The sequence below is a fragment of the Pseudomonas sp. 2835 genome, from assembly GCF_050435905.1.
Taxonomy (GTDB): Bacteria; Pseudomonadota; Gammaproteobacteria; order Pseudomonadales; family Pseudomonadaceae; genus Aquipseudomonas.
Genome location: NZ_JBNDLE010000013.1, coordinates 112,638 through 127,175, shown reverse-complemented (window position 1 = coordinate 127,175; position 14,538 = coordinate 112,638). Strand labels below are relative to the sequence as shown.

The following is a 14,538-nucleotide window of genomic DNA, read 5'->3' as shown; positions in this document are numbered from 1 at the left end:
CCGACCCCAACGCAAGACGGAGCCGACATGCCGCGAACGCTGATCCGCAAGAACCCGAGCAACTTCAAGACATTGCCGCTGCACGTTGAGGCCAGCCCCGAAGGGCTGGTCTATCAGAGCATCGGCATGCCGCTGAACTTCGCCCAGACCCTGCAACGACGCAAGCCGATCCAGATCGCCGACGGCCAGCGCTTCGCTGTCGAACTGGCAAACCTTGGCGTCTCGGTGCGCCTGACCCTGCGCTGGCAAAATCGTGATTACTGGGTGCTGGTGCGCCAGCGCCGCCAGGACCGTGGCGATGTCGTACTAAAACTGATTTCAGGCTATGTACCCGCCCAGGAACTGAACCTGCCGCTGCACACGGCGATTCAGGAGGTGGCCGAGGAATGCCTGCTGGAAACTCCGGAAGGCTGGCTTGGCGGGCGCTTCAACGATACCTGGCTGCCGGCGCCCTACGCTGACGCGCTGCACTACCGCGAAGCCCTGCCCTTCGTGCTGACGCCGCAGTCCGGCGCCGCACGCCCGGTGCGCTGCGCCAACCTGCAGTTACTGGAACGGCCACGGGCTTATGTGCACTTGCCGACCGCCTCGCTGCAACTGATCTACGACCTGTGCCTGCAAGTACCCCGCGAGGCCAAGTCACTGAGCTTGTTCCACGTCGACGAACGCCTTGAAGGCGACCAGCTGGTCGCGCGACTCAACCGCAAGCGCCCCGATCTGTACCTGATGCCGCTGGAAGACGGCCAGCCGCGTGCCGAACTCTATACCCTGAGCAAGGATCGCCTTATACCGGCCAGCACCCGCGGCCTGTACCTGGCGGAAAGCTTCGCCCGGCAAGAAGGCTGGCTGGTCAGGGATGAGCGTATACGCTGGAAGGATTGGGTCAGGCAGCAGGGCCTGACACCCGCGAAACCGGACAGCAGCTTGAAGCGGCTGACCGGCAGGGCGCGGGAGTTGTTGCAGATGGCGCGTGGGGGGCTGCGCAAGTAGAACCGGGGGCGGGGCGACTTGCCCCGCGATGCGTCAGTTCTTGCGGATCTTCTCGACGATGGCAGTGGTCGAGCTGTTTTCCACCAGCCCCAGCACTTTCACGGTACCGCCGTAGGCCTTGACGATGTCGGCGCCGACCACCTGGTCGATGCCATAGTCGCCACCCTTGACCAGCACATCCGGCTTGACCTGGCTCAGCAGGTTTTCCGGGGTGCCCTCAGGGAAGCTGATCACCCAGTCCACAGCGCCGAGGCCTGCCAGCACGGCCATGCGCCGGTCAACGCTGTTGATCGGCCGGCCCGGACCTTTAAGGCGGCTGACCGAGGCATCGTCGTTGACCGCGACGATCAGGCGATCGCCCTGGGCGCGGGCCTGTTCCAGGTAGGTCACGTGACCGGCGTGGAGGATGTCGAAGCAGCCGTTGGTGAAGACGATCTTCTCGTTGTGCGCGCGGGCATCGTCGATGGCCAGCAGCAACTGGTCGAGGCTCAGCACGCCACGCTCGGAACCCTCTTCGCGCTGGATCGCGCGGCGCAGTTCGGGGGCGCTGATGGCAGCGGTACCCAGCTTGCCGACCACGATGCCGGCGGCAAGATTTGCCAGGCCGACCGCATGGGGCAGCTCTTCACCGGCAGCGATGGCGGCGGCCAGGGTCGATATCACCGTATCGCCAGCACCGGTCACGTCGAACACTTCACGGGCACGTGCCGGCAAGTGCAGGGCCGGGTGATCGGGACGCAGCAGGGTCATGCCGTGCTCGCCACGGGTCACCAGCAAGGCGCCCAGTTCCAGCTCGCTCATCAACTGGGCGCCCTTGGCCACCAGCTCGGCCTCATCGGCACAGCGGCCAACAATGGTTTCGAATTCGCTGAGGTTGGGGGTGATCAGGCTGGCGCCACGGTAGATCGAGAAATCCTTGCCCTTGGGGTCGGCCAGCACCGGAATGCCCTTGGCGCGGGCGGCCTGGATCAGGCTCTGGTGGTTTTTCAAGGCACCCTTGCCGTAGTCCGACAGCACCAGCACCTTGACGCCATCGAGCAGCGCATCGACCTCGGCGCCCAGGGACAGCGGGTCGGTGGCAAAGGGTTCTTCGAAGTCGATGCGCAGCAACTGCTGATGACGGCTCATGACCCGCAGCTTGACGATGGTCGGCTGATGGGCGATGCGCTGGAAGATCGAGCGCACGCCGGCGGCCTGCAGGCTGTTGGCGAGGCTGTCGGCAGCCTCGTCCTGGCCGGTCACGCCAACCAGCGCCGCTGGTGCACCCAGGGCGGCGATGTTCAAGGCGACGTTGGCGGCACCGCCCGGACGGTCCTCGATCTGTTCGACCTTGACTACCGGCACCGGCGCTTCAGGTGAAATCCGTGAGGTACCGCCATGCCAGTAGCGGTCGAGCATGACATCGCCCACCACCAGTACCGGGGCTTGATCGAAACGCGGCATGGACAACTTCATGGGCAACCCATATACAAAATAATTAACAGGGGCAGGATATTAGCACAGGCAAAGCGACGGCTTGTTTACCGCCTTGTTGCCAGGCATTCCAGGGAAACGCTGCCGGGGCACAAGGCCCCGGCGCGGGTGACTCAGGTGATGTCGACCTTGGCCGGTTCGTCCAGGCCCATGGCGTGCAGCCTGGCGTAAAAGCCGTTGGCTGCCAGCAGCTCGGTATGGGTGCCGCGCTCGACCAGCTTGCCCTGGTCCATGACCAGGATCATGTCGGCCTTCTCGATGGTCGACAGACGGTGGGCGATCACCAGGGTGGTGCGGCCTTTCATCACGTGGTCCAGGGCTGCCTGGATGTGCCGCTCGGATTCGGTATCCAGGGCCGACGTGGCCTCGTCGAGAATCAGCAACGGCGCATTCTTGAGCAACGCCCGGGCAATCGCCAGGCGCTGGCGCTGGCCACCGGAGAGCAGCACGCCGTTCTCACCGACCTGGGTGTCGAAGCCTTGCGGCAACTGCTCGACGAACTCCTTGGCATAGGCATCGGCAGCAGCGGCTTCGATCTCGGCCCGCGGCGCTCCGGCCAGGTCGCCATAGGCGATGTTGTTGGCCACGGTATCGTTGAACAGGGTCACGTGCTGGGTCACCTGGGCGACGTGCTTGCGCAGGTTGCGCAGGCGGTAGTTCTCGATCTCCACGCCATCGAGGAGGATCTGTCCGTCATCGTGGTGATAGAATCGCGGTATCAGTGCCGCCAGGGTCGACTTGCCACTGCCTGAACGCCCCACCAGGGCGATCATCTGCCCGGGTTCGGCGGTAAAGGAAATATCGGTCAGCACCTGGCGGTCAGTACCCGGATAGGTGAAGTTCAGATTGCGCACTTCAAGACGCCCGACCACGCGGTCCAGCTCGACGGTGCCGCTGTCGACTTCCGGCGCCTCGTCCAGTTGCTCGAAAATGCTCTCGGCACCGGCCAGGCCTTTCTGGATGGTCGAGCTGACTTCCGACAACTGGCGGATCGGCTTGGGCAACAGGCCCGCAGCAGTAATGTACGCCACCAGGTCACCGGCAGTGGCCTCGCCGCGCAGGAACAGCACCAGGAACATCAATGCGGCCATGGCGGTGTAAATTACCAGTTGCAGCATCGGCGTGTACACCGCGCCGGTCTTGGTCATGCGCAGTTGCTTGTCGGTGTTGCTCTGGCTGGCGTTGGCAAAGCGCTGCTGTTCGTAGCTCTCGCCACCGAAGCTGCGCACCACGCGGTAGCCCTGGATGGTTTCCGAGGCGACGTGAGTGACATCGCCCATGGCCACCTGGATCTTCTTGCTCTGCTTGCGGAATTTCTTGCTCGCGGTACCGACCATTACGGCGATGATCGGCAGGATCGCCAGCATCACCAGGGTCAGTTTCCAGTTCATCCAGAGCAGGTAGATGAACAGGAAGACCACGGTCAGGCCTTCGCGGATCACCACCTTGATAGCATCGGTGGCAGCACCGGTGACCATGGTCACGTTGAAGGTGATGCGCGAGATCAGGTGGCCGGAGTTGTGGTTGTCAAAGTAGCGGTTGGGCAGTACCAGCAGCTTGTTGAACAACTCGACCCGCAGGTCATGTACCAGCCCCAGAGAAACCTTGGCCAGGAAGTAGTTGCCCAAAAACGAGCCCAGGCCCTGCCAGGCGGCGATCAGCACGATCAGCAGCGGCACGGCCTGCAGCAGTTGCAGATCCTTGAGATACGGCACGTTGGGGAACAACACCGCCTGGGGGTTGCTCAAGCCATCGACGAAATACTTGAGAATGCCGGCCAGCATTGGCTGGGTGGAGGCAAAAATCACAAAGCCGATGATACTCAGCAGAAAAATGCCGATATACGGCTTCACGTAGCTCAGCAGCCGGAAGTAGATTTTCAGGCTGGAGCTCTGCTCCGCCTCTCGCGGTGTTTCGGCCATCGTCGAGCTCGCTGTTCAGATAGAACCGGAAATTTTATCACAGCCTGGAGCCCGGGCACGCACCCAGACCAGGACAGTGGCCAGACCGACCGGCAGCCAGCTGATGAACCACTCGGCACGCGGGGTGCCGGTCAGGCTTGCGGCATCGAACTGCATGGCCAGGGTCGAGAACAACCATAGGCCCATCAGTCCTTTGCCAAAGGCTGTATCGCGGGCTTTCCAGATTTCACGCAAGGAGCACAGCCACACCGCCAGCCACAACAGCATGCCGGGGATGCCCAGCTCGATGGCAATGTGGGTGAACATGTTGTGGGTGTGGTCGAACTGCATACCGGCGGCGCTGATGGAGTAGAACGACCCCAGGCCAAGACCGGTCCAGGGATGCTCACCGATCATCTGCAGGCTTACCTCGAAGATCTCCGGCCGGTAGGACGCCCCCCGGTACATGACCAGCGAGTACAACAGCACAAAACCAATGGCAGCGCCCACCAGCGCAGTTGCAGCAATCACCCAGCTTCTACGGTCACGGCACCAGAGCGGCATGGCCAGCATCGTGATCAGCAAGCCCAAGGCCGCACCACGACTCTGGCACAACAATACGAACGCCCCCAGGCAGAGCAAGGCTACACCCCAGAGCAGCTGCATCAGGCGTTGTTTAACTGGCCAATGGATCATCCAGACAATCGCTGCGCCGACGACGTAGGACCCAAGGATTGGGTGGGAAATTTCACCGATGCCATACAGCCTGGATGCCCACTCCTCGCCGCGGACCAGGTAAAACTGCACGATCGACAATACGGCACCGATAGCCAGCCCACCCCCACCCAGAAGCATCAGCAGGCGAATGCGCTGCTCCCCGAGTTGGGCCAATAAGGGAAAGAACAGCAGGAATACCGCTATGTACAGCAGGCGCTTGAGTTCACGTCCGGGCTCCTCCGTGGCTGCCCACGACAAGCTCAAAGCGGTCCAGCCGAGCATCAGCAGCAACGCCAGGCAAAGCGCCTTTTGAGCATGCCAAAGCTCGACCAGCAATGCGCGGGCAGACCACAGCATGACCAGCGTAGGCAGCCACAGAAACGCAACCAGCCCTTGCTGGTAAAGCTTGTTGCTTGGCGCCAGGGCGATGCTCACCAGAAACCAGAAAAAGCCAATTGCCAGCCAGGCCTGCGCCCAACGCCTCGAATACATCATGCTGCTCCCCATTGATTCAACAACACCGGCATGGTGCAACCCTGAACTTTTCGGCATTATTGCCGGTCATTTTGCTTGCCCGCTAACAAGGCCCCTATCCATGCAATGTTCCCGGCTCCCCCAAGTCGACTTCAATCAGCTGACGCTTGGTGCCCAGATACTGGAGGCCGACAGCTACGGCGCTAAAGTCTACCTGTTAACAGACGGCAATATCCTCAAGCTATTCAGGCGCAAACGGTTAATTTCATCTGCGCTGCTGCGACCTTACTCCCGACGTTTTATCGATAACGCGGTGATGCTTAAGAAAAAGGGAATTCCTACGCTGGATGTGCTGGAGTACTACAAGCTGGACGCGCCTGGAATGACGGCGGTGCTGTACCGCCCGCTGCCCGGCAAAACCTTGAGCCAACTGTCTCGCGAACCCGGTTTCAGCTGGCAGGAACGCCTACCGGATCTGATAGGACTGGTGCGTCATCTGCATCAATCGGGCATTTACTTCCGCTCACTGCACCTTGGCAACATTGTCGTTACACCCGACCATCAACTTGGCTTGATCGACGTTGCCGACATGCGCTTCCTGCGAGCTCCGTTGTCCAACCGAATGATTCGACGCAACGTGCAACATTTTGCCCGGTACATTGCCCGGGAACAATTGGCTGACCAGTTTCCCCTGGCTGAGCTTGAGCGCGCACTGTTACCGTAAAGAACTCAGGCCCTGCAGTAGCGCCCTGGAAGTCTGGCTGAAGCGTTGCCAGGCCTGCTCGGGCTGCAGGGCCTGGTATTGGGCGTTGGCAACAGTGTTTGCCTGAAGATCCGAGCACTCGGCAATCGCGTTGCTCCAGGCATCGACATCACCCGCCGGCGCATAGCAGCCTGCGCTTCCCAACTGCTCGCGAAACACCGGCAACTCGCTGCACAGGACAGGTACATCGGCCATTACCGCCTCTTGCAGTACCAGGCCCAACCCTTCGGAGTGCGAAGGAATCAACAGCCAGTCAAATGCCTTGTAGAGTTTTTCCAGCCCGACACAATGCCCTGGCATCGAGACTTTCTGAGCCAGATCAAGCGCCTGGATCCGCGCCTGCAACTGTGAGCGCAAGCCGCCCTCACCGAGGATCACCAGGCGCAGATCAGCTTGCTGGCGAGCAGCCTGGGCAAAGGCATCGAGCAAGTAGTCAAAACCCTTGCTATCGACCAACCGGCCAACTGCGCCCAGGACGCGTACGCCGTGCTCCAAGAGCCCCAACGCCTGACGTGCCTGTTGCCGGCCTAGCAAGTTGCGACGAAAGCCATCTGGTTCAAGGGCGGTACGCAATACCTGCACCGGCACCCCGAGGTCTTGCTCCAACGCATCGGCAAGGGTTTGTGAGACGGCGACAAACGTCAGCCGAGAAGCAGGAAAAGCGCGCAACAAGGCAATATCGGCCCGGCGCAGGCGGGTCTTGCCATGAAACACGACGGTTGCCCGCAAGTCCGGCATTACTTTGAGCAGCGGCAGTATCAAACGCGACACGCCCAGCCCGTCAAGCAACAGCACCTGAGCGTTGGCTTGTTCCAGCGCATCGCGAAACCGCCCCCGCAACCAGGGACGCAATGCGCGCCAAACATGCCGCCCCTTGAGCAGGCGATGGGACAAATGCCACTCGCGCGTTGACTCACCGCCATAGCAGGCACCCTGCCCCTGCAGCAGCCAACTGCTGATTTTCGCCCCAGGCCCGGCCTGGGACAGAATTTGCTGATGCACCTTGTGCACCGAGACATACGGCGAACCGCCAGCCCACATGATGTTGACGATATTCACGGGGATGTACCCCTTGTATCGGACTGGATCACTGGCAAGCCAGTTGAATCAATTCGCAAGAAAGCCAATAGCCACTCCCACTGCCAAGCCGATCAACAAGGCAGCTGCCAGCTTGACCCGCTCGCGCTGACGCCGGCGTGCTTTGCGCTGACGCTCTTCAGGCAGGCTGACGTGCATGCCAAAGCCGGTATGCAACACAGCATCACCTTCCAGGCTCACGCCGGTCAGGTTCAATTCTGCATAGCGCTTTGACAGTGCCTTTTCACCAGCATAGGCGGCGAACGGCGCGCAGCGCTGATAATCGCTCAGGCGGCGCAGGCCCGGGTTGAGCGAGAAGCTTTGCCACTCAGGCTTGTCCGACAACAGCGGGTAGCAGGGCACACCGGCAATCACCTGGCGCTCACCAAGGTGGATGTAGGGACTGTGCAACTTCAGGTCATAGACATAACTGCGCAACCAGACCTGAAGAAGCTCAGGGCTGACCGCCAGGATCGCTTGCGAGTCTTCGACGAAGCCAGGACGGTAGAACTCCCAGTCATCTTCACAATGGAAGATGTAAGAGGTTTTTACATGACTGTAGGCAAGGTCGATCGAAGCCAGTTGCCCCAGTTTCGGGCGATTGACGAAGACCTTGCAGTGCGGTTTCCAGTGCTCGGGCACAGCCTGGTGAACAGCGTCATCTCCCGAATCCTCGGTGATGAACACTTCACGAATAGGCGCGGTATTGAACCGGTCAAAGCTTTCCAGCGTAAGTTTTAGCAAATCGAAGCGTCCGCAACTGGTGACAACCAGTGTTACGTCGCTATCTTGGCAGAATCGCACCGGACTCCCTCCCCATTAACTGTATTCAAATGTTCGAGACTACTTGCCTGGTTTCAGGACAGCCGGCTCATATGCCCAGTCTCAAACGCAAGCGCTGCCAGCCTGTCAAAGCTGGACGGGGACGAAGAGGTGGCTGCATTTTTTCCACGATGCTACGACCTACCTGGGCGAAACTGAATTGCGAAACGGCCAGATCACGGCCGTTATTGCCGATGCGCTCGACCAGCTCGGGGTCAGCACGCAACACTTTCAGCTTCTCTTGCAACTGGGCAATGCTGTCATAGAGCACCACGTTGTGCATATCTTTCAGGCCCAGGGCGCGATTCTCCGCCTCACCCTGGTCAAAGGCCAGCAAAACGCAGCCGCAGGCCATCGCCTCGAAATTTTTGATCATGTACTCACCCATGCCGACATCCGCGCTAACAAAAAAACGGATGCGGTTGAGCGTGTCGCAATACTCTTCGCCGGACTTGGTACGGGTTACCAGCAGGTTTTCCACTTGCGCCAACTCATCGAGCAAGGCCTTTCGGCCGCTGTAGGCAACGCTGTTGGTACTGCCGACAAAAGCCAGCTCGATATCCCGCTCGCGGCCCTGGTCGGCCAGTAGCTGCTGGTCGTAGCCCTTGGGCACAAACTCGGCATCGAAGCCTTCCTGACGCAGGCGTTCGCTGACCATGTAACCGGAGCTGATTACCCGCGCCCAGGGCAACTGGCGGTAATGGGCGCTGAACTTGCCGGTGTACTTGCAGGGGATGTAGTTCTGGTAGGCGTCATGTTCGAGGATGACCAGATTGGGCACCGTACGAATGAAACCGACCTGGCGAATCTCTTGCTTGAAGCGCAGGAAAAACACGATCCGGTCGTACTTGTCGACATCGACTTCGCGGCGGAAGTAACTGCGCAGATTGCGCTGCTCATCACTGCTCAGCCAGCGCAGGTCGCAGTCGCTGTGCGCAGCAACGCCGTCATACAAGCGATCGAGGATTGCCCGTTGTTCTTTCTGCACCAGAAATAGAACTTTCATTGTCTTCCTTGCGGCGCTCAGGCCACAGCTTTCAATCTTGCAGCGTCGTAATCAGAGCTCACGACGCCAGAACAGTTCATGTCGACGCACAGCCTTGCGAAAGAATTCGTTCTCGCCATAAGGCGAAGGACGACGCCCGGCCAGCCAGCGTTGCAGCAGGCGGCGCAGCCGGCGCTTGAACGGCGCAGGCGGCTGCAGGTCGTGCATCATGCCCAGGGCCATGGCCTTATCGCGCTGGGCGCCAAGGTCCAGCACCAGGCTGTAGGGAGCCCAGGCCTGGGTCGCTTGCAGTTGCGGCGGCAAGGCGATGCCTGCACCGCTGTCGCCCATGGGCCAGCGATCGTTGTCATGCAGGTGATTGGCATAACACAGCAGGGTTTCAGGCTGCCATTCGAGGCCCTGCAGCGCTTCAAGCACGGCGGCCTGGGCGCAGATGTGGTCTGGGTGCGGATCGAGAGTCGGATGCGGCATTACCAGTACCTGCGGCCGGGCTCTGAGCAACAGGGCTCGCAAATCGGCCAGCAGGTTGTTCCAGGTTGGCGCGCCGTCTTCATCACCCGGCAGGGCCAGCGGATTGAACTGGCGGAACAAGCGGATATCGGCAACCCCGGCCTCGCGCGAAGCCATCGGCTCTGCAGGCGCGGCCTGCATCGCCGGCAGTTGCAGGCAGAAATACCCCAGCTGCACACAGCGCGATTCCGAAACACCGGCCCAACGCGGCACGGCGATACTGTCCCAAGCCCGCAAACGGCCCTTCAGGCGCGCCGCCTCGGCCTTTTCCAGGCCCATTTGCTGATAGTGCTCGGCTTCGATTTCACCGGCGGTCAAGGTCACCACCCAGGTCTCGTGGGCCTGGCTGTAAAGGCCAAAGGCTGCGAGTTCGGCATCATCGGCATGGGGCGCGATGACCATGACCCGGCGCTGACGAAGATCGGCTTCTGGTGCAACCCATAGCGTTGCCTCGCCCACCAGGCGGCAATGCCGGCCACGCAGGCGCAACTGTCCAGCCATCAACGCCTCGGCCAGCCCAGTGAGGTTCAGGTAACGCAGGCCGTTCACGCCCCGCTCGAACGTCTGAACGTCGTCACTGCCCAGGCTTACCGCAGGATCAAGAAACCGCCCCAGCCAATTGCTCTTGAGGCGCACCTGCAAAATCAGCGTTTGCTCGGCGCCAAGCGGCGGCGGCGATGGCAGACGCAGCAAGCCGTCGACCAACTCGAGCGGATAGGCCAGGCAGTCTGGAGGGAACTGATACTGATAGTCTTCAGCTGGTGAATAGAACAGGTGGTCGGCAAACCACGCCTCATGGGCCACCCACAACAGCGGCACCAGCAGCAGCGGCAGCCACCACTGGACAAAAACGCCCAGGGCGAGCAGCACCAGCAGGCCAATCAGCAGCCCCAGGCGCTTATTGCGCCGGTGGCGCTTGAGCAACTGCTGCTTGCGGCTCACACCTGAAACACCGGCACGGGGTTGCACCAACGGTCCTTGTACTCGCGATCGGCACGGCCGAAGGAGAACCGCAGCGGTTTGTTACGCGCACGGGCATCTTCCCAGGCAGCCTGGGTATTGAGGAAGCTCAGCACGCTGCCCGGGCTGAAGGCTTTGGTTTGTGGGTCAACACCACCGTTGATGTATTCAACGCTGATCCACTCCGGCGCTTCGACCCGGTAAACCAGCTGGATGGCAATCGGCGCATCGTCGAGAAACAGCACCGAACCTATCAACAGCTCGCGCAGGCGCTCGATCACCTCGGCCATGCGCTCGGCTCCGGTGGCCGGGAACTCCCAGCGGCGCTGGAACAGGTCGCAGTAGATCGCCGCAAGTTCGCTACTGGAAAAATCCGTGACCGGCCGCACCTGGCCGCCCGCCTCTTCCAGCAGGCGCAGTTCACGGCGCTGGTTGTAGCGAAACTTCTTCGACAGGTCTTCCGGCGTACGCGCCATGGCCAGCGATTCAGCCTGTGCCTTGAGGTTGGCGAAACGACCCTGGTTGAGCTCGGAGAGATAACGCCCGGCATGACGCAGCGGCGCCTGGGCATCGGCGGCGGCCGGCAGGATCAGCTCGGCATTGCCCAGGTCGTACAGACCTTTTTTGCCCTGACGCTTGAGCACGTCCTTGGACAGCGCCAGGTAGCGGCCCCAGGTAGGAATCGCGGCCTTGAGCTCGCCGTTTTGCTCCCAGCCCAGGTAACGCACCGGGATCTGCGCCAGATCAGCCAGCTGTTCAACAACCAGTGGATGGGTGGCGACACTGCCGCCAAATTTTTCCCAGGCCCGGGCGTAGGTTGGCGCATCGATCTGCGTCCAGCCGCGCTCGCGCCAGCCTTGAATATGGTTGAGCATCAGGCCTCCGCCGTCAGCGCACGAACGTGCGGCAGTTGCCAGAAGGCCTCGCGTACCGCGGCATCGGAGAAACGCTCACGCAGGCGTTCGAGCATGCGCCCGGCGCACTCCTGGCGTTGCCCTTCATCCAGCGCGGCCAGGTGCTGCAGGCCTTGCCCCAGGCGCTCAGCGTCGCCCAGCGGGAACAGGATGCCAACACCTTCGACCACCTCGACCGCGCCGCCACAAGCCGTGGCCAGCAGCGGCACACCGGCGACCATGGCTTCGAGCAGGACCATGCCGAACGGCTCGTGGTCGGAGCTCAAGGCAAAGGCATCAAAAGCACGAAAGTAGCGACGGGCGTCAGGTACCTGACCGAGAAAATCCACTTGCGCGGCGATTCCCAGTTCGGCGGCCTGATCTTTGAGTTGCTGCTCCAGGCGGCCCTTGCCAAGAATGACCAAGCGAGCGCCGGCCGGCAGTTGCGGCAGGGCCTGGGCAAAACCACGCAGCAGGGTGGCCTGGTCTTTGTCTGGATGCAGACGGCCCACATTGCCGACGATCCACGCCTGCGGGTCCAACCCCAGAGCCTCACGCGCCTGCGCAGCGGGCACCTGGCTGGCCTGCAGCGCCTCGATATCGATGCGGTTGTAGAGGGTCTGGATACGCTCGGCCGGCCACTTGGGCAAGCATTTGCGCATGTCGTCACGCACTGCATCAGAAACGCCGAGCAGGCTCAGGCGCTTGCTGAACAGGTTGGCGAACAGCTTGCGGCTGCCACGCAGGTAGTCACCAAAGGCATGGTGCACGCCAATCACCGGCAAGTTGCTGCCGAGCAAGGCGATGTAGATCGGCTTGAAACGGTGGGCGATGCAAAAGCTGAACGGGCGGCCGGCGACGATCCGCCGCAAGGCGCGGATCGCCCCCAGCTTCAGGCCACGAATGGCCTTGGAGCTGAACTCGAGGAAGATCACCTCGTCCGAGGCGCAGCCGGCCGCGACCTGAGGGTCGGCAGCGCCGGTCAGGAACACCGTGGTGACCTTGTAGCCGCTACCGTCGAACAGGCTGGCGTACTGGCGCGCACAGTCCAGGAACGGACCGTCATAACCATGACAGAACTGCAGGACGCGTTTTTCAGCCCTGGACGTCATAAGTGCCCGCGCCGTCCTTGACCACCAGGATGTCTTCCATGATCAGGTACTGCAGGTCCGAGCCGAAGAACATGTTCAGCGCATCGGTCGGCGAGCAGATCATCGGCTCGCCACGACGGTTGAGCGAAGTGTTCAGCGACACGCCGTTGCCGGTCAGGGTTTCCAGCGCCTTCATCATGTCGTAGTAGCGCGGGTTGTACTCGCGCTTGAGCACCTGGGCGCGCGAGGTGCCGTCTTCATGGACGACTTCCGGCACGCGGGTCTTCCACTCTTCAGCCACTTCGAAGGTGAAGGTCATGAACGGCGCAGGGTGATCGATCTTGATCATCTGCGGCGCGACGGTGTCGAGCATCGACGGGCAGAAAGGCCTCCAGCGCTCGCGGAACTTGATCTGGTGGTTGATGCGGTCGGCAACGCCTTCCACGCTCGGGCAACCGATGATCGAACGACCGCCGAGGGCACGCGGGCCGAACTCCATGCGGCCCTGGAACCAGGCTACCGGGTTGCCGTCGACCATGATCTTGGCGATCTGCTCGGGCATGTTCTCCAGCTTGCGCCATTTCGGCTGGCTCGGGTGGCGAGCACAGGCAGCGATCACGTCTTCGTTGGAGTATGCAGGGCCGAGGTAGACGTGCTCCATCTTCTCGACCGGCACGCCACGGGCGTGAGACACATAGGCAGCCGCACCGACCGCGGTACCGGCGTCGCCGGAAGCCGGCTGGACGAACAGCTCCTTGAGGTCGGGGCGAGCAATGATCTTCTGGTTGAGCTTGACGTTAAGCGCGCAGCCGCCAGCAAAGGCCAGTTTGCCGGTCTCTTTGAGGATGTCGCCCAGGTAGTGGTCGATCATCTGCAGGGCGAGCTTCTCGAACAGCGCCTGCATGCTCGCGGCGTAGTGGATGTAGGGCTCGTCGGCGATGTCGCCTTCGCGTTTCGGGCCCAGCCACTCGATCAGTTTTGGCGAGAAGTAGAAACCCTTGCCCTTATCTTTATAACGACGCAGGCCGATGACGTTGGCGTAGTCGGTGTTGATCACCAGCTCGCCGTTTTCGAACGAGGCCAGGCGCGAGAAATCGTACTTGCTGGCGTCGCCATAAGGCGCCATGCCCATGACCTTGAACTCGCCATCGAGCATTTCGAAACCGAGGAACTCGGTGATCGCGCCGTACAGGCCGCCGAGGGAGTCCGGATCGAAGAATTCCTTGATCTTGTGGATCTTGCCGTTTTCGCCGTAGCCAAAGAAGGTCGTGGCGTATTCGCCCTTACCATCGATACCGAGGATCGCGGTTTTCTCTTTGAAACCGGAGCAGTGGTAGGCACTGGAGGCGTGGGCCAGGTGGTGCTCGACCGGCTCGATCTTGACCTTTTTCGGGTCGAAGCCCAGTTGCTCCAGGCACCAGACGATCTTCTTGCGGTAGCGCTTGTAGCGACGGTTGCCCATCAGGATCGCGTCAAGGGCGCGATCCGGGGCATACCAGTAACGCTTGGCGTAGTGCCAGCGAGCCTTGCCGAACAGGCTGATCGGGGCGAACGGGATCGCCACCACATCAACGTCGGACGGTTTGATACCGGCCTGTTCCAGGCAGAACTTCGCCGATTCGTAGGGCATGCGGTTCTTTGCATGTTTATCGCGCACGAAGCGCTCTTCTTCAGCGGCGGCAATCAGCTTGCCGTCGATGTACAGGGCCGCGGAAGGGTCATGACTAAGGGCGCCGGACAGGCCAAGAATCGTCAATGCCAAGGGTCTAGCCTCTTCAATCTGTATATATGCGCGCTGGCACGTGGGGCGAGCGGCAGCCAAAGAGCGGGATTATAACGCAAAGTGTGGGAGCGGGCTTGC

12 protein-coding genes are annotated in these 14,538 nt (G+C 61.4%); 2 read left to right on the top strand and 10 right to left on the bottom strand.

All coding sequences use genetic code 11. From position 1 onward, the window contains the following. The first annotated feature begins 27 nt into the window (after positions 1–27). Positions 28–990, top strand: coding sequence for a metal ABC transporter ATPase (locus ABIE20_RS18905; RefSeq protein ID WP_429506526.1), 963 nt, complete (start codon positions 28–30; stop codon positions 988–990). Positions 991–1,023: 33 nt separating this feature from the next. Here the strand turns inward: ABIE20_RS18905 and hldE are convergent, their stop codons facing one another. The 3 genes from hldE to ABIE20_RS18890 all read right to left on the bottom strand — a co-directional run bounded on the left by hldE (position 1,024) and on the right by ABIE20_RS18890 (position 5,576). Continuing rightward, positions 1,024–2,445, bottom strand: a complete 1,422-nt coding sequence (gene hldE / locus ABIE20_RS18900) for a bifunctional D-glycero-beta-D-manno-heptose-7-phosphate kinase/D-glycero-beta-D-manno-heptose 1-phosphate adenylyltransferase HldE (RefSeq protein WP_038997484.1) — start codon at positions 2,443–2,445, stop codon at positions 1,024–1,026. A gap of 131 nt (positions 2,446–2,576) precedes the next feature. After that, entirely contained in the window at positions 2,577–4,385 is a 1,809-nt protein-coding gene (gene msbA, locus ABIE20_RS18895) for a lipid A export permease/ATP-binding protein MsbA (RefSeq protein WP_429506524.1), read from the bottom strand. A gap of 15 nt (positions 4,386–4,400) precedes the next feature. Beyond that, complete coding sequence (locus tag ABIE20_RS18890; protein WP_429506522.1) at positions 4,401–5,576, bottom strand: O-antigen ligase family protein; 1,176 nt, start codon at positions 5,574–5,576, stop codon at positions 4,401–4,403. 100 nt (positions 5,577–5,676) lie between these two features. On the opposite strand from ABIE20_RS18890, the gene ABIE20_RS18885 reads away from it, so the two are divergent. Next, positions 5,677–6,279, top strand: a complete 603-nt coding sequence (locus tag ABIE20_RS18885) for a toluene tolerance protein (RefSeq protein WP_429506555.1) — start codon at positions 5,677–5,679, stop codon at positions 6,277–6,279. Here ABIE20_RS18885 and ABIE20_RS18880 read toward each other — a convergent pair. From ABIE20_RS18880 to ABIE20_RS18850, 7 genes are all read right to left on the bottom strand, one after another. Further along, a complete protein-coding gene (locus tag ABIE20_RS18880; RefSeq protein WP_429506520.1) occupies positions 6,271–7,377 on the bottom strand; it encodes a glycosyltransferase in 1,107 nt (368 codons plus the stop codon). The two genes, ABIE20_RS18885 and ABIE20_RS18880, sit on opposite strands and share 9 nt — an antisense overlap. A 48-nt stretch (positions 7,378–7,425) precedes the next feature. Continuing rightward, the gene (locus ABIE20_RS18875) at positions 7,426–8,199 is read right to left on the bottom strand and encodes a glycosyltransferase family 2 protein (protein WP_093376811.1); all 774 of its coding nucleotides are present in this window, start codon (positions 8,197–8,199) and stop codon (positions 7,426–7,428) included. 67 nt (positions 8,200–8,266) lie between these two features. Next, positions 8,267–9,223, bottom strand: coding sequence for a glycosyltransferase family protein (locus tag ABIE20_RS18870; RefSeq protein ID WP_429506518.1), 957 nt, complete (start codon positions 9,221–9,223; stop codon positions 8,267–8,269). Positions 9,224–9,274: 51 nt separating this feature from the next. After that, positions 9,275–10,675, bottom strand: coding sequence for a PIG-L deacetylase family protein (locus ABIE20_RS18865; protein ID WP_429506554.1), 1,401 nt, complete (start codon positions 10,673–10,675; stop codon positions 9,275–9,277). Next, entirely contained in the window at positions 10,672–11,568 is an 897-nt protein-coding gene (locus ABIE20_RS18860; protein WP_429506516.1) for an antimicrobial resistance protein Mig-14, read from the bottom strand. Before ABIE20_RS18860 ends, ABIE20_RS18865 begins: the two co-directional genes overlap by 4 nt. Then, positions 11,568–12,698: a glycosyltransferase gene (locus ABIE20_RS18855; protein WP_429506514.1), complete on the bottom strand. Its 1,131-nt coding sequence runs from the start codon at positions 12,696–12,698 to the stop codon at positions 11,568–11,570. The genes ABIE20_RS18860 and ABIE20_RS18855 overlap by 1 nt, the downstream gene beginning before the upstream one ends. After that, positions 12,682–14,439: a carbamoyltransferase family protein gene (locus tag ABIE20_RS18850; RefSeq protein WP_429506513.1), complete on the bottom strand. Its 1,758-nt coding sequence runs from the start codon at positions 14,437–14,439 to the stop codon at positions 12,682–12,684. Before ABIE20_RS18850 ends, ABIE20_RS18855 begins: the two co-directional genes overlap by 17 nt. Positions 14,440–14,538 lie beyond the last annotated feature (99 nt).